Source organism: Nostoc sp., assembly GCF_036919595.1.
Lineage (GTDB): Bacteria > Cyanobacteriota > Cyanobacteriia > Cyanobacteriales > Nostocaceae > Nostoc.
The window spans coordinates 1-18,967 of record NZ_JBALCO010000180.1; the positions used below are offsets into that span (position 1 = coordinate 1).

The window sequence follows — 18,967 nt, forward strand, 5'->3', positions numbered from 1 at the left end:
CATTGGGAGACCTCAAGCTTTGGTTTCGTTACCTTTATCTTGTGGTTTCCCTTTCTTTTTTGCTACCCCTTCTCACTCACATAAGGCGTATGATTGTACTTGATACTCATATTTGGGTTTGGTGGGTTCAGAACGATTTACGACTGACTAGATAACAGCAACATTGGTTGGGGGACAGTTTGATGCAGTCCTGTTATTCAACTTCCGTTTAAAAGCAAAACCAAAACCAAAAGCAGCAACTGCTAGCGAACTGATTACTGAAGAAGATTCAGGGACGGATATTGCCTTAATGCTAGTTGTGTCACCTAAGAAAGTAATATTTTCAGCAATTCTGTCATACAAAAATAGGTTGTAATTAGTGCTACCATCTGCAACAATGTTACCACTGGGATCAACGCTATTGGAGATGAAATAGTACGGATTCTGACTAGGTGTCTCGGTGCTAATATCTAATACTGGAAGGTTAGGAGTTAGAGAGTTATCGTAATCCAAACGTAAATACTTGTCATTTGAAATGCCGTTTATAACCGAACTACCACTTTGAAGAAGTGTATTGGTGGAGTCGAAAATGGATAGCGACTGAGATTCCAAAAATCGAGTTGAAAATGGACTATACCCTGGACTAATTTCTGAGAAAGAAGCCGGAGCATTAGTTTTAGTTGTAAACGAACCTTCGGCTGAATATCCATTAGTAAAATTCGCGCTGAATGCGAAATCAGCAGCCTGAGCGGATGAAACTGCAAACACAAAGGGAATGGATGAACAAGTCACCATTGCAAGCAATACAGGAAATATTTGAAGTTTCATGAATAAACCTTGAATTATTGAATGAATAAACGCGATTTTGCAAAAATTCTCCCGAATACCTATTCTTTCGTTAAATCCAGGAGTCAAAATCTAGGGCTTTTGATTTCTGAATTTATCGTAGTATCGGTTATGAACCTTAACAAACTTGATTAGCAATCCTTAGATAAGTAGTGACGCAAGCTTCCTCTAATCGTTTGAAAAGTTAAAGTGACAGAATAAATTTGAAAAATCTGTAAGCTCAATACAAATATGTTCTTTTATCCTTACTATTGGCTTGGTAAGAACCACTAAAAAAAACTTACCATAATCACATAAATATTTTATATAAATTTTTGATAAAGAAGTCGAGCAATGTACTAATAAAAATTCCCAAAACCTTTATTTTGTAATAACACAATACTTGTATGTTAAAAACATGATTTTTGGGAATTAAAAAGTTTCAGTTACACAATAAAAGTGGCTAATTTCAATTCTAGGACTTACGCATCATATATATGTACTATACGGGATTTGGGCTTTTGAACCATATCTAACACCCAACACAGTCAATCTGCGACCAAATCAGGGTTGTGTTCAGCGTTTGAAACGTTCATTTTGCATAAAACATATTATGGTTAATTTGTACAGTGCGTAAGTCCTAAATTCTTCTAAAGCATTTTTTCCAAGAATTGTTTAGCGCGATCGCACTTAGGATTTTGGAAAAATTCGCCAGGAGTAGTATCTTCTGCTAAACTTCCTTGGTCGAGGAACATAATCCGATTGGCAACTTCTCTTGCAAACCCCATTTCATGGGTAACGATCGCCATTGTCATTCCAGATAGCGCTAAAGCTTTCATCACTTCCAGCACATCCTTAACCATTTCTGGATCTAGCGCAGAGGTGGGTTCATCAAACAAAATCATCTCTGGTTGCATTGCCAATGCACGGGCGATCGCTACTCGCTGTTTTTGTCCCCCAGATAGTTTAGATGGATACACAGACACTTTTGATTCTAAACCTACCTTAGCAAGCAATTCTAAGCCATGTTGTTCTGCTTTTTGCTTGTTTATTCCTTTCACCTTTATGGGTGCGTAGGTGACATTTTGCAGCACACTCATGTGAGGAAACAAATTAAAATGTTGAAATACCATCACCAAATGCTGGCGTACCTTTGCAATGTTTGCTTTGGGTTTGGTAATTTCTTGGTCGTGAAAGTAGATTCTTCCTCTAGTGGGTTGTTCTAGTAAGTTTATACATCGCAGAAAGGTAGACTTCCCTGAACCAGAAGGGCCTAGTATCGCAACCACTTCCCCTTGGTAAAACTCAGCGGAAATATCTTTGAGTACGTCGAGTTTGCCAAAGGATTTAGATAAGAATTCCGTGCGAATTACTACATTATTCACTTTGCCGTAACCTCCTTTCTAAAGCGGATGCACCCAAGGTCATACCCATTACCAAAACATAGTAGATTAATCCTGCAAATAGCAGTGGTTCAAAATAAATATACTTGTTTGCACCAACGATTTGGGCGCTGCGTAATATTTCCACCACTCCAATCGTTGATACCAGCGCAGAATCTTTGAGCAATCCGATAGTTTCATTCACCAATGCTGGCAGAATGTTCTTCAATGCTTGAGGCAAAATCACATCCCACATCATCAACCAATATGGAACACCCATAGACATCGCCGCTTCACTTTGCCCTTTATCTACTGCTTGAATCCCACCCCTGATGGTTTCCGACATATAAGCACCAGAATTCAGGGTAAAAGTTAACACCCCTGCCTGCAATGCTGAAATGTCATAGCCTGTAAGCTGGGGTGTTGCGTAATAAAGCAACGCCAACTGTAATAACAAAGGTGTGCCTCGAAAAACAGAGGTGTAGGCGTTAGCAACCCAGGTAAGGGGCTTGATGCCGAGAATTTTTAATAGAGATAGGATTGTTCCCCAGATTAATCCCAAAGATACAGATAATAACGTAAACAACAAAGTTAAAGGGATTCCCCGAAGAATAAAGGGAATGTCTGGAAGAATTCTGGTGAAGTCGAGATTCAATCCGCCTTTGGCAGGAGTTGAGGATGCAGGATTGGCGGTAGTGTTCTGTGAAAACCACTTGGCTACAAGTTTATTCAATGTGCCATCGTCCTTCATTTGTTGAAGGACTTTGTTAAATGGTTCTACAAAAGAAGAACCTTTGGGAAAAGCGATCGCTGATCCACTTGCCTCCTCTGAGGGAATTATATTAAATTCTAAATCTGGGTTAGCTTGGGCGAATCCCTTGGCGACTGTATCCTCAACAATTGCTGCATCAATTCGCCCAGATTTGATTTCCTGAACTACTTCCGGCACTTTGTTGAGTTGCTTTAGCTGAATACCCGCAACTTTTTTCGCAATTTTCTGGGCATTCTGTTCTTGTATCGTTCCTAGTTGTACCCCAACCTTTTTTCCTGATAAGTCTTGGGGCTGCTTCAGGTTGCTACCTTTAGGTGCGACAATCGTATCTTTAGCTTCGTAATAAATAATTGAAAAATCAATATTTTTCTGACGTTCTGGAGTTGGAGTCATTCCAGCCATTACAAAGTCAGCGCGATTTGCTTGGAGTGCAGGAATTAATCCATTAAAATCGGATTCCATTATTTGAAGTTTAAACCCTAGCTTTTCAGCAAGGGTTTTGGCAATATCTATATCAAAGCCAACGATTTGGCGATCGCCTCCTTGAGTACCATAAAACTCATAAGGGGGATAATCTGGGGAAGTAATCATCGTCAGTGTGTCTTTACCTAAAGATGAGACAGCTTTTAGAGAATTGCTATGTCCTGTGATAATGCTGATTACTACTATTGATACAACCAGTATCCTTAATAGCCATACTTTCTTTTTCTTCATGGACTTGATAATTATATAACTTCAGCTAGCCAAAGAATTAAGACTCCTTGAAAATAGATAGGTATGGTTCATAAATAAAAGCTCGGTTACGTTTATTTCCAGTAATTTCTTCCACGATTCCTATATTACATAATTCTCTGACTAGAATGTTAGCGTTAGTGTATGATAATTGGGTAAATTCTTGAGCCATTTCTATATTAAAAACTGGCTTATAATAGAGTTTTTCGAGTAATGCTATAGCATTCCCTGCCTTACGATTTCCCATTTGTTCCATTACTGTTTTACGATGATCTTCTTTTAAATTAACTATTTGACGAGCAACAGTAAATGCTTCCTGGGAAACTTCATATACACCTTTTAAAAAAAACTTAAGCCAGCTTTCCCAGTCACCATTATCCCTGATAGATTGGAGATGATCGTAATATTGCAATCTGTATTTTTTGAAGTAATAAGATATATACAGTAGGGGACGTTTTAATATATTTTTTTCACATAATAAGAGAGTAATTAGTAAGCGTCCTGTTCTTCCATTACCGTCTTCAAAAGGGTGAATTGTCTCAAACTGAGCATGAGCTAATCCAATTTTAATTAAAGCTGGCATTGGAGCAGAGTCATGTAAAAACTTCTCAAAATTACTTAAAGCTTCTTGCATATCATGGGGTGGAGGTGGAACATAAGTAGCTTCCTTTAAATTACATCTTCCCTTACCAATCCAATTTTGGCTGCGGCGAAATTCTCCTGAACCCTTTTCAGAACCTCGACCTTCTCTCAATAATTCTTTATGAATTTCACGGATCAATCGCAATGATAAAGGAAAATTATTCTCTAATCTTTCGAGTCCGTGATTAATTGCTGCAATATAGTTGACAACTTCGGTTACATCTTGCGGGTTGTCTGGTTCCACTGTACGCGATTCAAACTCAAGGACATCTATTAAAGAAGCTTGTGTTCCTTCTATCTGACTTGACAACACTGCCTCTTTACGAACATACATAAACACGAATAAGTCGGGATTAGGTAAAGCGTCTGTTGATCCATCTAAACGACCTAATGCTCTATCTGCTTGTGATAAAAGTTCTAACATTTCATCATCAATGCATAATTTGGGTATAGGCGGTAAAGGATTAGGTATAAAAGCTTTGTATCCAGTAAGCTGTTCTATGTATCTACCTGCTCTACCGGTATCAATCATATTATCGATTTCATTCACAAGAGACAATTTTTCATCCATGTTATCAAATACCCTTAGTATCAGCAATAAGAGTTTTTTTATATTTTTACATGATATAATTAAAAACCTTATATCTTTAAACAAACAGCAAGTAAACTGCATGTTCCTTTTGTTTTAGTTCCCTGATCGGTCAAAACACTTGCTATAGATTTGCTATACTTATGTAAATATCAGTAATTATTGTAGTAAATAAAACATTAGTTTCGCTTCCATGTTCCATTTGTTTTAGTTTTAAATCTGTTAGAAATCGAAGAAAGTTAAACCTAAATAGGGATAGAATACAAAATATCCCATCCCTACTTCATTTTTTCATTAACTAACTTTCCGCTACTTTCCAGATGCTATCAAAAGTCAAGGAAAGTCAAATTAAACTTTTAATTTAGTCGCCTCCAGCAGCTTGACGCTGGCATAGATCGCATCAATATAAGGTGTGGAAATTTGAGTGAGTTTTCCCAATTCTGCCACCGCGCCAACAATCGCGTCTATCTCCGTGGAGCGTCCAGTTTCAATATCTTGTAACATTGAGGTTTTGTGGGCACCAACATTTTCTGCCCCATTAATTCGCTGTTCTAAAGTAATGCCAAACTTTATACCCAACTTTTGGGCGATCGCTTGAGTTTCACTCATCATTTGTCGCGCTAGTTCACGGGTGAGGGGATAGCGGCAAATATCCTCTACAGTAGCACCAGTCAGGGCACTGATGGGATTAAACGCGACATTACCCCACAATTTGATCCAAATTTCCGTGCGAATTTGATTGCGGATTGGTGCTTTGAATCCTGCCTGTTTGAGAGTTTGTGCCAATAATTGGATGCGTTCTGTTTTAGTGCCGTCGATTTCACCCAGAGTAAAGCGATCGCCTTCAATATGTTTGATCACACCTGGTTCAATTATCTCAGTTGCTGGGTAAACAACACAACCGATAGCGCGGTCAGCAGTGATACTAGCTTCAATAATCCCATCTGGATCAACAGATTGAATCCGCGTACCTTCATAGTCACCGCCATGCTTGTAGAAGTACCACCAAGGAACGCCATTTTGGGCTGTTACCACCATTGTATGAGGATTGTAGAGTGCCGGGAGAGAGGGTGCGATCGCAGCTACACTGTGAGCTTTAACAGTTAAAATTACTACATCTTGTGGCCCCGCTGACTGAATATCACTAGTTGCCATCGGAGTGGCAATTTGGCTAAAACCGTCTGCCATGAACAACTTCAGCCCATTTTTTTGAATCGCCTCCAAATGATAACCACGAGCGATTAGCGTCACCTCTTCACCTGCTAGTGCCAGTTTCGCCCCTAAATATCCACCAATCGCACCCGCGCCAACAATACAGATTTTCATTTTGTCAAAAGAATATGAGTCGTGGAAGACGGTATCTAGTTGCTTTTACATCAAACAGCTACGCTTTGCATCGCTTTCAGCAGGTCTTGATGAACAGATTTTGAGGCAGCTACTATCAATCCAGGCAGGCTATAGTTTTGACAAGTATGCAGTGGCGGTAAAGTAGAACCGTCTAGAGTAGTTACAATCCAGCCAGCCTCTTTCGCAATAAAAGCGAGTGCAGCACTATCAATAAATTTGCCCGATTTGATGACTGCTCCACTCAAGTCGCCACTGAGAATACCATTGAGATTGGGAATTTGAATATCACTAGAGTAATCAATCGCTATATCGATTACTTTATATTGATCTTTTAGGAAAGGTGCGACAGAATTCATTCCCCATCCCAACAAAATAGAAGGTTTGGCAGATGTTATGTGTAATGGGGCACAGGCTTCTAAGTTCATCTCCAGCGTCCCTTTAAAAGCACCTTCGCCTCTAAAAGCGTAAAAATAAACATTTTCGGCAGGGGAAATAGCGAGTACTGCTTCAAAGTCATCCGAATTTAGAATACTGAGAATAATTTGGTAATTAGAATGTCCATCCATATAAAACTTCGTGCCATCAATCGGGTCGAGTGTGACTAAGTAATCACCTTCTGAACCTAGTTCGGTAGCGCGAAAATACTTGGTGTTGTTAGAACTTTCATACTCTTCCCCAAAAAAGCGAATCTCTGGAAAAGTGGCCAGTAATACTACTTCTATTAGATTTTGAATAGCCACATCTGCATCAGTAAGGGCAGCAGCAAAAAAGTTTTTGCTTTGTTCTTTAGCCGGAAGTGCAGCAATTTTTGGTTGAAGAAAATTGGCATAAGCTGCTGCTACTTTGAGATGGGGAAGTAAAGTCTCCAAAATTAGTCGGGTAGTTGGTGTTGTGGACATTGCAGCAAACTCCTTTCAGAAATAATCTACCGCAGGGCGATAGAATTCTATATCTAGACAAAATTACGGTATCATTTGGATGCAATGATACCACCGTTGCTATATTATTCTAATCTGTGTGTCTCAAAGAGCCTATAGAGACATCGCCATTTTTATCAGAAGGTACGCACCTCATTTAGAGTGTTTACTCTGAATCCTGTATCCTAATACGGTTTAGTTAAGGCTGAAATAGTTGTAAATTAAGTATTGTTTCCAAAAATAGAAATCAAATACAGTGCATCTCAAGGAATTGTCATTGGTGTGTCACAAGATACGAATTACTGAGATATTCAAAGCAATAGAGACAGCTATCCCAGCTGCTTCAATCGAACAGGCGATAAGAGCAGCATTTCCCAAAGTGAGATTAGTCATTTTGGTAGAGGGACACATATAATTTTCGATGCATTAATGTGCGGAGCCGGAGACGCTCCACCTCCGACCCATATCGGATTGGAGAGCGAGTACGAGCCAGGAATAAATGATCGCAGTTTTCATTCCCCTAAAACTGGATGATGTATTGAAATTGAGCTAAAAAACTTGCAATATAACCTGGGAATGCTTGATATTTAATCGCTAACTAGGAAACTGCAATCGCAGATTATATTTTTGTATTTCTCTATGTTGCTACTCGACCACGCTGATGCCTAGTTTAAAGTTTGATTCCTAAAGCTTGTAAGTAGCCGTCTATTTTCCTTTCAAGTTCAGAGCGTTCAGCTTCTAAGCGATGAAGGTTACTAACTTCAGAGGGAATGTCAATTTTTTCATCAGCAGGAGGAGTGACGTAACGATTAACGCTGAGGTTATATTTGTTCTCAGCTATTTCTTCAAGGTGTGTTAGCCTCGCAAATCCGTCTTTATCTTTTAAGCTGCGATATGTACAGACAATATGATCAATATGCTCAGGGTGCAAAAAATTTTTTCCTCTTCCAGCTTCATATTCACAGCTTGCATCAATAAATAAAATTTGATTTTTGTGAGATTTGCTCCGATTGAAGATTATAATCACAACAGGGATTGAAACATTATCAAAGAGCTTCGGAGCAATTTCAATAACCGCTTCAATCAAGTCAGCTTCAATTATACTTTTGCGGATTTGTCCTTCATCTCCCTCACGAGAAAGAACTCCACGAGGTAGTATTACAGCTGCTTTTCCTTTGTCTCCAAGAGAAGAGAGAATATGCTGTATAAACAAATAATTTCCAACACCGTTACGAGGAATTCCGTAATCAAATCTTTTAGGATAATTAATTTTTTTTAATAATTCTGATTGGTATTTAATATTAAAAGGTGGATTGGCTAGTACTATATCAAATACTCTTGGCTTACCCTCTTCGAGAAAACAAGGTTCCGAGATAGCATTGCCTACGCGAATATCAAAGTTATAAATTCCATGAAGTGTTAAATTGATTTTAGTAGTTGCACATTCTTGACTATCGGCATCCTGACCATATAGGTTCAGTTGGGATAAATTTCCTCCAAGCTTCTTAATGAATTTTACAGATTCAGCTAGAAATTCACCAGAACCACAAACAGGATCATAAATACTTTTTTCTTGTTGCGGGTTCATTAGTTCAACCATTACCTTAGTAACTTGTTGTGGAGTATAGATTCTTCTTCTATATCCTTCAATAGATGCTCTTTTTTCAATTAATTCTTCAGATGCTTTACCTAGTTCACTCAAATCATCAAAATTTTCATCACTAATATCTAACTCAGAAATAAGCTTGATTATATGTCGTAGTGTTTCATCGTCAAACCTATTCCAGAAGTTAATCTCTGAATTAGTAAAAACTCCTTCTAGCTGGTAGTTAACTTTCTCTATAGCAGTTAAAGCTTCACTGAGTTTGTCAGCAAGATTATGCCCCTCTCCTTCTATAACAGACCAGCGTGCTTCTCTAGGAACAGAAAATTGTGTTCTTTTTTCCATACGCGATTGATCTGACAACCTCTTAAAGAGGAGCAACTTTAGCCCACAGTCTACACTTTCACCGAAAGCATACTTTCCACGCAAAACATCCATGACTTGCCAAAGTGTATATTCTATCTTGACTTTATCAATCATCTTTACATCTCTAATGCTTTAAAAAGAGCAACTTTGGATAGTCTGTAACGAGTTTCAATAGCTAATAATGTGATCTTTTTAGCCTGCTCAATAGATAGAAAAAGTTGAGCTATCTGATCTTGAGTGTGCAAATCAGGTAACGGGATTTCTAAGTTACGAAGGTCTGTAACTCTTATAGCTGGTAAGGTAGTAGTAGATTGTCTTTCTCTAAAGGATGGCAATTTCTCAAAATATTCTGAGCGCAGCAGCACAGCTAAGTATAAGGGGTTAACTTCCTTACACTTAGAGCGAAAAAACACTGTATTTTGGTTGGAGACATTTCCTTGTAGAGATGCTGTCACCACTGAAGATTTAAGAATTGTCCCTCGAATCGCTATTACCACATCATTTTCGAGTAGCTCGTACCGTTGAATATCGGGTACAGCAAGTTGAGTCTGTCCTTGGACATCTTCTACATACAGTTGTTCAAGATCGCTAACACTAACAACACGGTAAGTTTCCCCCTGATCGTTTGCATAACGACTAGGGGTAATTCCTTGGGAAATGTGACCCAATTCTTTGAGTTGGATGAATTGAGGTGCCATAGGCTAAAGCATACAAATTATATCTATACAGCACGAATAAGCTGTGCTATAACCTAAGTTATCACAAATTAACGCTATAAGGATGGTTATTGCAAAACGTGTATATCCTAAGTGTATCTTCCAAAAACAAGTCCCTTAGTACAACTTCTAGGTTTCTCCCACATATATCCCAATGCTAGATAAAAAAGCAGAGTCAGTCTGGTGTTTCTCAGGCTCCCAGACTGGCTCTCAAGTTCAAAAATATACAAGGGACTGACAAATTATGAAATCGAAAGCTCCATCAAATATTCAAGCCCAATCCCAAGTTAAACCAATGAAGGCAAAAAGAACAACCTTAAAAGAACCCTCTTGGAAAAAATTTCCAAAACCTATTATTAATGCAAGCGTTATTGGTTCTGTGATTTGTTTAACTATATACTTCTCGGCTTTGGGAGTGTTGGTAATATCCAACTGTGCGGAGCTGCGCGTCCAACTTCATCCTTTTGAGTTACAACTTATAAAAGGAAGCTGTAACAGACCACCTGACCAATAAAAGGGTCATTACTGAAATAGCGATCGCAGATCCTACTCTGGCATTTTTTCTATCCTGCGATCGCAGATCATACTCTGGTATTTCTCCTTAGTGCGATCGCACAGAACATATTCTGCCTGAAATCAAAAAAGGCGATCGCCCATTTTCTGTCTAAGGTGCCATCATCTTGCTGGTTTCTGCTCAATTTGGTAGCTCACAGAGTGGTAAATAATACACAAACTATCCTATGATGAGTATATTTGGTAATCTGATGTCTGACTATGGCTGCTAACACTACTGACCTAGAGAAACGTTTATGGGAAGCAGCGGATGAGTTACGCGCTAACTCCAAGCTAAATTTTTTAAAGGCGGCACCCGGATTTGAACCGGGGGTGGAGGTTTTGCAGACCTCTGCCTTACCACTTGGCTATGCCGCCATAGCAGGATTCCCTAAACTACTTTAATGTTCCTAAGCCATCTTAGTAGCCATTCAGTAGCCATAGGGCGCTAGTTAACCCATAATAGCATAGGATTCTGAGGTAGAGATAGTGGGTTAACTGGATGTTTCTGGTAGTCTTTAGGCGATCGCTAAGGAGGTTGACCATAGCACAACAACCCTTAGCAGATTAATGGAAGCTCTGGAGTCTGCCTGGATTTATGATGATGTATATTTATTTATCCATAAAAACAAATCACCAAGGTTATTTGTAATATCCTGGGTTGTTTTCGAGTTCTTCCTGAGCTTCCCTTAATAGCATTAATATGTCATAGCCGATACATAATATACACAAATAGCTATCAGCAAATAAAACCAAACTATGTGTATATTGACTAGGCTAAAATCCTCTTTCCTCCTACCTTATACCAACAACAAATGAGTTATAAGTTTTAATTCACTCCTCAAGGTCACTTGTTACACCTTCACTTCATCGGCAAAATTACCCCAGCGAACAAAGTGAAATGGCCCGGCGATAGAACCCCACAGACGTTCATCAGTGTCTAAATCCCTTCCCCGGTCGAGGCTAAAAAATTCTTTAGCGTCAATCTCAAATTCGTTATCCAGATAAGTATTTTTCCCGTCACGAACTACAATGCAGCCTTTACCAGGTTCAACCCTGCCTTTGAAGCTATGACCTGTCCACTCTACAACCATGTTGCAACCTGACATTTTTTCCAATTGGTCAAGGGATAAAACTTTTAAACGTTCCGGGTCACGAGATGCGCCATAAAATTTTTGTTCTTCTTTAACAGTGTAGTGTTCAATAACAATGTGGTTTTCTGCCGGAATCAACTTCATTACCCGCATCCGGTAGGGTTGATTGAGCATAAAATCGTAAGCTTGTTCGAGAAACAAACTTACCCCTGAGAACAATTCCAAGGGAAGGGGACGGATACACACGCGAATGTGGGCATAAAAAGGCGGATTTTCAAAAGCTTGTTCTTGATTGCTAAAGTCAGCTGCCATCAAGCGGGCTAAGGTGGCGATATCAGTAGAATGAGTCATTACAAGATGATCAAGTAGTTGCTTAAAAATTATCTAAGATTATTTTGACACTTACCAGACTGAAAAATCCTGGCTGCGATCGCTTCTGGTGCGTCCGCTAGGCCTAGCAATGGTATCCCGTAGGGAAGGGTACGGTAAGCTTTGTATAGGCAATTTTTCAATTAGATATTACGATCGCTTTTAGTTCCAGAGTGCTTAAAATCCCATTGCCTCCGCTACTGCGCCCAGTTTTGCTGCAATACCCTGTTTAAATTGACTGTGATTGTGTTTAATGGCTGTATCTGGGTCTTTTAGACCATTCCCTGTGAGGACACAAACCACTGTCGCCCCTGTTGGAATTTGGTCTTTCACCTGCAACAACCCGGCTACAGAAGCGGCGCTAGCAGGTTCGCAGAAGATGCCTTCTGATCCTGCCAAAAGTCGATAAGCGTCGAGAATTTCTGCATCGGTAACAGCGTGAAAATTTCCCTGACTTGCGGTTTGCGCTGCAACAGCTAACTCCCAACTAGCAGGGTTGCCAATGCGAATTGCTGTGGCTAGGGTTTCAGGATCTGCCACTGGCTGACCGTGTACCAAGGGGGCTGCACCTGCGGCTTGGAATCCCATCATCCGGGGTAGGCGATCGCACTTCCCATCTTGATGATATTGACAAAATCCCATCCAATATGCTGTTATATTTCCTGCATTGCCCACGGGGATACACAGCCAGTCTGGCGCATCACCCAGCACATCGACAATTTCAAAGGCTGCTGTTTTCTGCCCTTCTAGACGGTAAGGATTGACCGAATTTACCAAAGTCACTGGATAGCTTTCGGCCATCTCGCGGACAATTTCTAGGGCTTGGTCAAAATTACCTTTAATTGCCAATACTTCTGCACCGTACACTAATGCTTGGGCTAACTTGCCCAACGCCACATAACCGTCGGGAATTAGTACGAAGGTATTCATGCCCCCACGCCTTGCGTAAGCGGCGGCGGCGGCTGAGGTATTGCCGGTGCTGGCACAAATTACTGCTTTTGCCCCTGCTTCCTTGGCTTTGGAAATTGCCATAGTCATCCCCCGGTCTTTGAAGCTGCCGGTGGGATTCAGACCGTCATATTTTACAAAAACCCGCACTTGTCGACCAATACGTTCTGCGATCGCTGGCACTGGTATTAGGGGTGTGTTTCCCTCCAACAGAGTCACAATCGGTGTTTTTTCGCTGACAGGCAAGTATTCGCGATAGGCTTCTATCAGTCCGGGCCAGGGTTGGCGATGAGATTTAGCAACAGACAGGCTCAAAGTCACAGGATTTAATATTTCTTAATGTAAGGATTGGATATTTAGAGAGGATGGCATAGGGAAGGGCAGAATGGGGAAGAGGAAGAAAGTGAATTTTTCGTTGCCAGTTAAGAGTTAAGAGTCCTCTAATTCCAAGAGAATATGTAAAATATTATTTTTTGTGGTGCAGGCGTTTGACTTGCCATTTTTATCTTATTTTGAATGTCAGTTTATCATAGACCGCTACGGCGACTTTCGGTTTAACGAATTAGCTTGGGGATGCTGACGGGGTGAAAAATGATCGGCAAATGTATGAGACTTACGTTTGAAGTCTCTGAAATTATTATTCCTATGTGGGAGATGCTCCGCGAGCATGTCTATGTGTATTTTCCCATGCTATTCGCTCCAACTGCCGGGGAAAATACATAACAGGCTGCCTTTCCTTTGCAGTAGGCTTCTTTTTGCCTTCTCTAACAGAGGCTGCGGCAACGGGACGCTGTGTATAGCAAGCTTTAAGAGAAGGGGTATGGCAAGTACTGCACCTTACATATTTTCAGAATTTGGTCAATTCTTAATACAATCCACATCTAATTTATTACGTAAATTACCAGAAAACGGCGATAATAATTCATACAACCATAATTGAATTGACAGGTTATGAATTAAGTATTGCTAAGTACCGTCGAGTGCATGGAAGCTTTGCATACTTGGGGCAATGTTTTCTTTGGAACACAGCCATTATGATCACCGTCTCTTATGATTGAACCTAAAATCCATTAGAGTAATTGATTGAAAATATACAATATTGTAATAAAGCTTAAAAGAGGATTATTATAATATTTCTAATGGTGTGAGTTAAGTTGTGGATTTAATTAGTGATGCCTACTTGTTTATCTAGTGTTTCCGATCGCGAGTCTCAGACTAACTGGGTCAGTAAGTTAACCAAGTCTTATTATCAAGACGATCAGCAAGCTAAGTTGATGCATTTACAAGCAGAGGTAGACTCCCTTTTGCAGCAGTTGGAAAACCTGAAGCACCAACGTCTAGCCGACAATAACCAAAAAGAATAAGTCAGTCTAGTAGAAAAGCGATCGCTTTTCCCCTCTCTAATCTAAATTTGAGAAAGGGTAAATTTGAGTAACAGGCGTGCTATTCAAAGCGCTGATTTTTCTCTGACCAGCGTCTCAAACTGTAGTTATGAGCATTTTCTACTAATAAAGCTAAGGATTGCACGCCTGAAAGCTTGGCGATCGCAGAGAGCCTTTGGAAGTAATTTCCTGTAAAATCAGTGTAAATGACTTCATTGCGATCAGACAAAATTATAGTCCGGTCACGGTGTTGCTCTGTGTTTTCCCCCTGAATTCCAGATGTAGGCTGATTCAAGGATGCGATTTCTGCTGCTGAGATAGTCAGTATTATTTCTGGTCGAACATTATTTGTTAAATCAATCACTTGAACGGGCCAATCACCCAACTTTTCCTGCATCTGTTCAAAGCTAGGAATAGCACCAGCCGGAACTTCACCAGATTTTTGTAAAGATTGCCACAGACTTGACAACATTACCTTGACCCCTTGAGAATTTTGTTGATGCAGTTCTTGTAGAGTTATTGGAGATGGTTGCACCCATTCCAGTGCTGCATTTGTTAAGGCTAAAGGTTTGGGTTGAAGAACATTGTTTTGATTTTCTGGAGTTTTTGGGCCAGCAGCTAATAGGCACAAAACTTTACCCCGTAGTTGCACCGCTTTGATAGCGGCTATAGTAATTTGTTGTTCTCCATTTGGCAACCAGACCACAATCTGGATTTCAGGGTCAGAAGTGATTCCCAAAGTTTTCCAGAAAAATTTGGCGGCGTCAGTTTTGGGTGGGTTCAAATTCTCAAAGGGGGAATTTAGCCAGCGTTTCCCATCATGAAAAGCACTCACCTCCACCTGATACCAAACTTGGTTACCTGTGAGTTTCAGGTTTGCTGGGGAATTTGGTTGCAGCCATTCGGTGCTGGTAACTTGAGTAATTGGTTGCACTGTACCGACAATTTGACTAGGGTGAGTAGAGGATATTTGCGACTTTGTACCCTGATTATTGAGTCTTGCTAACAGACCTTGAATATAGGCAAGATTATCTTTTGTGATTTTTGGTTGCGCCTTTAACCAGGAATTAGCATGTTCTTCTCCCTGCTGAACTGCTAAAATCAAAGCGAACCAAGCTTGCACCTCTAGTCTATTTGGGTTTACCCGCAACGCCGCCGCTGTGCGATTCCACAACCGTTTTTTATCAGCTTTGAGTAGGGTAGCAATTTCTTGGGCATTATGTGGCGACGCTTCAAACACCTGTAAAGCTTTCCCCCAACGACCATCAATCAAATCTGCTAGCACTTCTTGACTAGGACTTGCCCAATTTTTATCAGCTTGGGTTTTAGTAAGTTGGGAATGCAAGCGAATCAAATCCATTTGCGCTTGCGCCGCTTCTGGCAAAACTCCTTTGCGTTGTTTTTTGATGAATTTCAACCATTCAAAGGCTGGTGTCCACAGTCCACTACGGGCAATTGACAAGGCATTTTGGTATGCAGAATCCTTGAGGGCTGGTGATTGGAGAGTAATTGCCTCCAATTGAATTGGTTTGAGGAATAACTTCAGAGGTTTGACTTGGTAAACCTGTAAGTAAGGTTCTAAACCTATAGTTTGATCAACAACTAACTCTTTTGTACCATCACCAGTTACCTGCTGCCATTTGGGCAATTGTCCGTTAGGACTAGTCCAAGACAACATTTGTAGTAAATTTGTGCGTTCTGGATTGTAGTATACGATGTCACCGTAGGCGAAAGCACCAGTTCCTTGTTGGCGTTGACCCCGCAAATTAAACCAAACCCCTGATAATGGTGTCCCACTGTCAAAGCGCTGCACTTTACTTAAAGGTAGGGGAATGCTGATATCTTGGGGTTCTGATGTCCCATCAAGTAAGGAAGAAATTACAAAGGATTCTTCTGGCCCAGTTACAGGTAATTGAGTTGCTAAGTAGTAGTAATTTTCTGATTGAGATTTAAACTCTAACTCTTCTGAGCGCTGGTAAACCCTGAGTTCCACAAGTTGTTTACAATCAGATTGACAATTAGCACGCTGTTGAAAGACTGGCAGTAAAAATGAGTTTTTCGCATCCTGATGTAAAGGCAGAGTTTCCCCAAATATTTTGTTTTCTTTACTCAAATTAAGTTGAATTTGTTTGAGAGTTTGAGGGTGTTCGTGCTTACTAAGGGGGATTTGTGCCCATGCGGGTAAAATTTTATTTAGCCAGCTTACCTGGTCTGGATTGAAGATGAAGAGAACGCTAATCCAGGCAAAAGCCATAATTAGACTAGTACTACTCAACAGAATTGCGATCGCTAGCATTGACAACAACCAACTTCCCCGTTTTAGCTTTTTCTGGGGTTTTTTGGCGATGCGTTTCATTGCACTTGCATGAGGTTTATTTAGTTTAGAGGCTTTTGGCGTCAGCTTGCGTGAGCGGTTTGCCATATTAGTTTTCAATCAATCAATCCAGTGGATATTTTTAGGCATTAGGTATTGGGTATTGGGCATGGGGCATTGGGTATTAGTTATTTCTCCCTCTATCCCCTCTCTCCCCTGCCCCCTCAGCCCCTCTGCCTCTTAAAAATCCCTAGTACTTAATACCCTGTTATACTCGTCCTTTCAGAAGTTGCCCAGAAGGATTAAGTCTAATTTTGGACAAAATCCGTAAATCTCCCCATGTGAACGCTAGATGATCACGAATACACTCTTCACTTAAGTATGTGAAGAGTGTAAAAAGTTGAAATGTAGACTTATTAACAGCAGTCATCGCAAAACCTGGATGCTCGCATGGTTACTAATTGCGGGAGTAAATGGAGTTGCCCAAAAAACATTAGCACAAGAGTACACAGACACAGAAACTACTCAGGCGCAGGAGAGTATAGATTCAAATTCTCTTCCCCTCTCCCCAGAAGATTCGATGGCGCAAGTTACATCGGTTTCTCAACTCAAGGACGTACAACCCAACGATTGGGCATTCCAAGCATTACAGTCTTTGGTAGAACGCTATGGTTGTATAGCCGGCTATCCAGATAGCAGCTATCGCGGTAATCGTGCCTTAAGTCGGTATGAATTTGCTGCGGGTGTGAATGCTTGTTTAGATAGAGTCAACGAATTACTTACTACACCCACCAGCGATTTAGTTACTCGCGAAGATTTAGCAATATTACAAAAATTGCAATCAGAATTTACCCCTGAATTGGCAACTTTGCGGGGTCGTGTCGATAGTTTAGAAGCCAAAACAGCCGAAATAAAAGCCAACCAATTCTCAACAACAACCAAACTCAGTGGACTACTAATAGTTGGCATTCAAGGACGGACTAGCAATCGTGGTGATGTGAATCCTAGAGATGGACAAAAAGATACAGATGATACAGCGACAAACACTAATGTTATATCCCTGGCGCAGCTGTATTTAACTAGTCAAATCACTCCCCGTAGTTACTTGTTTACAGGTCTTTTAGATGGTAAAGGAAAAAGTTCGCCTGGATTTACCAATAGTGTTTCTCGGAATAATGTTTTACTTGGCTACGAATTTCCTACAGATAGCTTGATTATAAGTGATCTCAATTTTCATTGGCTAGTGACAGATAAATTAGCAGTAATGGTGGGAACAGAAGGCGTAAGTATGCCAGCTGCTTTCCGAGGCCCCAATCGAGTAGAAAGTGCTGCAACCGGGTCGCTGTCTTATTTTGCCCAAAGAAACCCAATTTTAAATATCGGATACGGTCACGGCGGTATAGCTATTGATTGGCAATTTGCTAAACGCGCTAGTTTGCAGGCAATTTATACTAGTTATCAACCAGGAAATCCCGGTAAAGCTAGCGGTTTATTTGATGGAACCACCACTACGGCTGTGCAATTGCTGTTAACACCAACCGATACTCTAGATTTAAGTCTGTATTATGTTAACAATTACTCTTCGGATGGTTGTTTACTAACCTTTGTTGGTGATGAATGTTTAACTACAGTTAATACCGCTACTGGAAAATCAGCACCTCTGCAAACTAACGCTGTGGGTGCGACTGTAACTTGGCAAATTTCCCCCCACATTAGTGCAGGTGCATGGGGTGGTTATACTAAATCTTACATTCCTGGGCGCTCGGGAAATGTAGAAACGACGAATTATATGGTGTTTCTAAATTTCCCTGATTTATTTGCTAAAGGAAATTTGGGCGGAATTTACATCGGTCAACCTCCTAAAATTACCAGTAGCAACTTACCTGTAGGGAATAATGTCCCTGATTTTATCAATACTGGTTTAGGACGTGCAGGTGGACAACCAGGAACGACCACTCAAATTGAGGCATTTTATCGTTTCCAGCTAACAGATAACATCAGCATTACACCAGGAATAATTCATATCATAGAGCCTGGTAACACACCAGATAGTGACTCAATTACTATCGGCATTCTGCGGAGTACTTTTAGTTTTTAATTCTGCTTGCACATAAATATTATAAAACTTAAGTATTGATCCAATAATTATTAATTATGTTGACAGGCGCTTATACCCAATTGGGCGCAACAAACAATGAAAATCTCTTTTCCAATCCCTCATGCCTGATTTTCAAAAGATATAAAAAAAGGTTTGGCGGTGAGCCAAACCTCTATATAAATCCAATGCATAACACAATACGCTTGGGTTTTCTAATTTCCTCTTTTTTAAGGAGGGTTAGGGAGGATTAAGTTTTAAGCCAACCGTATTGGTGCATAACAACATCCCGAATTAATTTACTTATTATTATATTCATAGGGCATCTTCCTATAGGATGTGT

General features: G+C 40.3%; 15 protein-coding genes and 1 tRNA gene. 3 read left to right on the plus strand and 13 right to left on the minus strand.

What is annotated here, in order from left to right:
• Nucleotides 1–147: 147 nt before the first annotated feature.
• The 8 genes from V7K21_RS27745 to V7K21_RS27780 form a co-directional block, all read right to left on the minus strand.
• A complete protein-coding gene (locus V7K21_RS27745) occupies nt 148–807 on the minus strand; it encodes a hypothetical protein (protein ID WP_335178927.1) in 660 nt (219 codons plus the stop codon).
• Between the two features lie 647 nt (nt 808–1,454).
• Nucleotides 1,455–2,189: an amino acid ABC transporter ATP-binding protein gene (locus V7K21_RS27750; RefSeq protein WP_335178929.1), complete on the minus strand. Its 735-nt coding sequence runs from the start codon at nt 2,187–2,189 to the stop codon at nt 1,455–1,457.
• On the minus strand, nt 2,182–3,672 hold the full coding sequence (locus V7K21_RS27755) for an ABC transporter permease subunit (RefSeq protein ID WP_335178931.1): 1,491 nt from the start codon (nt 3,670–3,672) through the stop codon (nt 2,182–2,184). The genes V7K21_RS27750 and V7K21_RS27755 overlap by 8 nt, the downstream gene beginning before the upstream one ends.
• Nucleotides 3,673–3,709: 37 nt before the next feature.
• Nucleotides 3,710–4,903: a Fic family protein gene (locus tag V7K21_RS27760; protein WP_335178932.1), complete on the minus strand. Its 1,194-nt coding sequence runs from the start codon at nt 4,901–4,903 to the stop codon at nt 3,710–3,712.
• 366 nt (nt 4,904–5,269) lie between these two features.
• Entirely contained in the window at nt 5,270–6,247 is a 978-nt protein-coding gene (locus tag V7K21_RS27765; protein ID WP_335178934.1) for a 2-dehydropantoate 2-reductase, read from the minus strand.
• 50 nt (nt 6,248–6,297) lie between these two features.
• Nucleotides 6,298–7,167, minus strand: coding sequence for an inositol monophosphatase family protein (locus tag V7K21_RS27770; RefSeq protein WP_335178936.1), 870 nt, complete (start codon nt 7,165–7,167; stop codon nt 6,298–6,300).
• 688 nt (nt 7,168–7,855) lie between these two features.
• Nucleotides 7,856–9,268, minus strand: coding sequence for an N-6 DNA methylase (locus V7K21_RS27775; RefSeq protein ID WP_335178938.1), 1,413 nt, complete (start codon nt 9,266–9,268; stop codon nt 7,856–7,858).
• Between the two features lie 2 nt (nt 9,269–9,270).
• Nucleotides 9,271–9,852 (minus strand): restriction endonuclease subunit S, encoded by a 582-nt coding sequence (locus V7K21_RS27780; protein WP_335178940.1) that lies wholly within the window; start codon nt 9,850–9,852, stop codon nt 9,271–9,273.
• A gap of 262 nt (nt 9,853–10,114) precedes the next feature.
• Here V7K21_RS27780 and V7K21_RS27785 point away from each other — a divergent pair, with 262 nt between their 5' ends.
• Nucleotides 10,115–10,384, plus strand: coding sequence for a hypothetical protein (locus V7K21_RS27785; RefSeq protein WP_335178941.1), 270 nt, complete (start codon nt 10,115–10,117; stop codon nt 10,382–10,384).
• A gap of 345 nt (nt 10,385–10,729) precedes the next feature.
• Here the strand turns inward: V7K21_RS27785 and V7K21_RS27790 are convergent.
• The 4 genes from V7K21_RS27790 to thrC form a co-directional block, all read right to left on the minus strand.
• A tRNA-Cys gene (locus V7K21_RS27790) sits at nt 10,730–10,800 on the minus strand.
• Nucleotides 10,801–11,276: 476 nt separating this feature from the next.
• Nucleotides 11,277–11,867, minus strand: a complete 591-nt coding sequence (locus V7K21_RS27795) for a chromophore lyase CpcT/CpeT (protein WP_273767557.1) — start codon at nt 11,865–11,867, stop codon at nt 11,277–11,279.
• A 29-nt stretch (nt 11,868–11,896) separates the two neighbouring features.
• Nucleotides 11,897–12,028 carry a hypothetical protein gene (locus V7K21_RS27800; RefSeq protein WP_335178943.1) on the minus strand — a complete coding sequence of 44 codons (132 nt, stop codon included), beginning with the start codon at nt 12,026–12,028 and terminating at the stop codon, nt 11,897–11,899.
• Nucleotides 12,029–12,062: 34 nt separating this feature from the next.
• Nucleotides 12,063–13,154: a threonine synthase gene (gene thrC / locus V7K21_RS27805; RefSeq protein ID WP_334871235.1), complete on the minus strand. Its 1,092-nt coding sequence runs from the start codon at nt 13,152–13,154 to the stop codon at nt 12,063–12,065.
• A gap of 851 nt (nt 13,155–14,005) precedes the next feature.
• On the opposite strand from thrC, the gene V7K21_RS27810 reads away from it, so the two are divergent.
• Nucleotides 14,006–14,197 (plus strand): hypothetical protein, encoded by a 192-nt coding sequence (locus V7K21_RS27810; protein ID WP_335178945.1) that lies wholly within the window; start codon nt 14,006–14,008, stop codon nt 14,195–14,197.
• 79 nt (nt 14,198–14,276) lie between these two features.
• Here the strand turns inward: V7K21_RS27810 and V7K21_RS27815 are convergent, their stop codons facing one another.
• Nucleotides 14,277–16,637, minus strand: coding sequence for a hypothetical protein (locus V7K21_RS27815; protein ID WP_335178947.1), 2,361 nt, complete (start codon nt 16,635–16,637; stop codon nt 14,277–14,279).
• A 334-nt stretch (nt 16,638–16,971) separates the two neighbouring features.
• Here V7K21_RS27815 and V7K21_RS27820 point away from each other — a divergent pair, with 334 nt between their 5' ends.
• Nucleotides 16,972–18,627: an iron uptake porin gene (locus tag V7K21_RS27820; RefSeq protein WP_335178949.1), complete on the plus strand. Its 1,656-nt coding sequence runs from the start codon at nt 16,972–16,974 to the stop codon at nt 18,625–18,627.
• The last annotated feature ends 340 nt before the right edge of the window (nt 18,628–18,967 follow it).

Excerpts from the sequence above, each read along its gene's own strand:
- V7K21_RS27745 (WP_335178927.1), bottom strand. The coding sequence starts at position 807 with ATGAAACTTCAAATATTTCCTGTATTGCTTGCAATGGTGACTTGTTCA.
- V7K21_RS27755 (WP_335178931.1), bottom strand. The coding sequence starts at position 3,672 with ATGAAGAAAAAGAAAGTATGGCTATTAAGGATACTGGTTGTATCAATA.
- V7K21_RS27760 (WP_335178932.1), bottom strand. The coding sequence starts at position 4,903 with ATGGATGAAAAATTGTCTCTTGTGAATGAAATCGATAATATGATTGAT.
- V7K21_RS27765 (WP_335178934.1), bottom strand. The coding sequence starts at position 6,247 with ATGAAAATCTGTATTGTTGGCGCGGGTGCGATTGGTGGATATTTAGGG.
- V7K21_RS27770 (WP_335178936.1), bottom strand. The coding sequence starts at position 7,167 with ATGTCCACAACACCAACTACCCGACTAATTTTGGAGACTTTACTTCCC.
- V7K21_RS27775 (WP_335178938.1), bottom strand. The coding sequence starts at position 9,268 with ATGATTGATAAAGTCAAGATAGAATATACACTTTGGCAAGTCATGGAT.
- V7K21_RS27780 (WP_335178940.1), bottom strand. The coding sequence starts at position 9,852 with ATGGCACCTCAATTCATCCAACTCAAAGAATTGGGTCACATTTCCCAA.
- V7K21_RS27785 (WP_335178941.1), top strand. The coding sequence starts at position 10,115 with ATGAAATCGAAAGCTCCATCAAATATTCAAGCCCAATCCCAAGTTAAA.
- V7K21_RS27795 (WP_273767557.1), bottom strand. The coding sequence starts at position 11,867 with ATGACTCATTCTACTGATATCGCCACCTTAGCCCGCTTGATGGCAGCT.
- V7K21_RS27810 (WP_335178945.1), top strand. The coding sequence starts at position 14,006 with ATGCCTACTTGTTTATCTAGTGTTTCCGATCGCGAGTCTCAGACTAAC.
- V7K21_RS27815 (WP_335178947.1), bottom strand. The coding sequence starts at position 16,637 with ATGGCAAACCGCTCACGCAAGCTGACGCCAAAAGCCTCTAAACTAAAT.
- V7K21_RS27820 (WP_335178949.1), top strand. The coding sequence starts at position 16,972 with ATGCTCGCATGGTTACTAATTGCGGGAGTAAATGGAGTTGCCCAAAAA.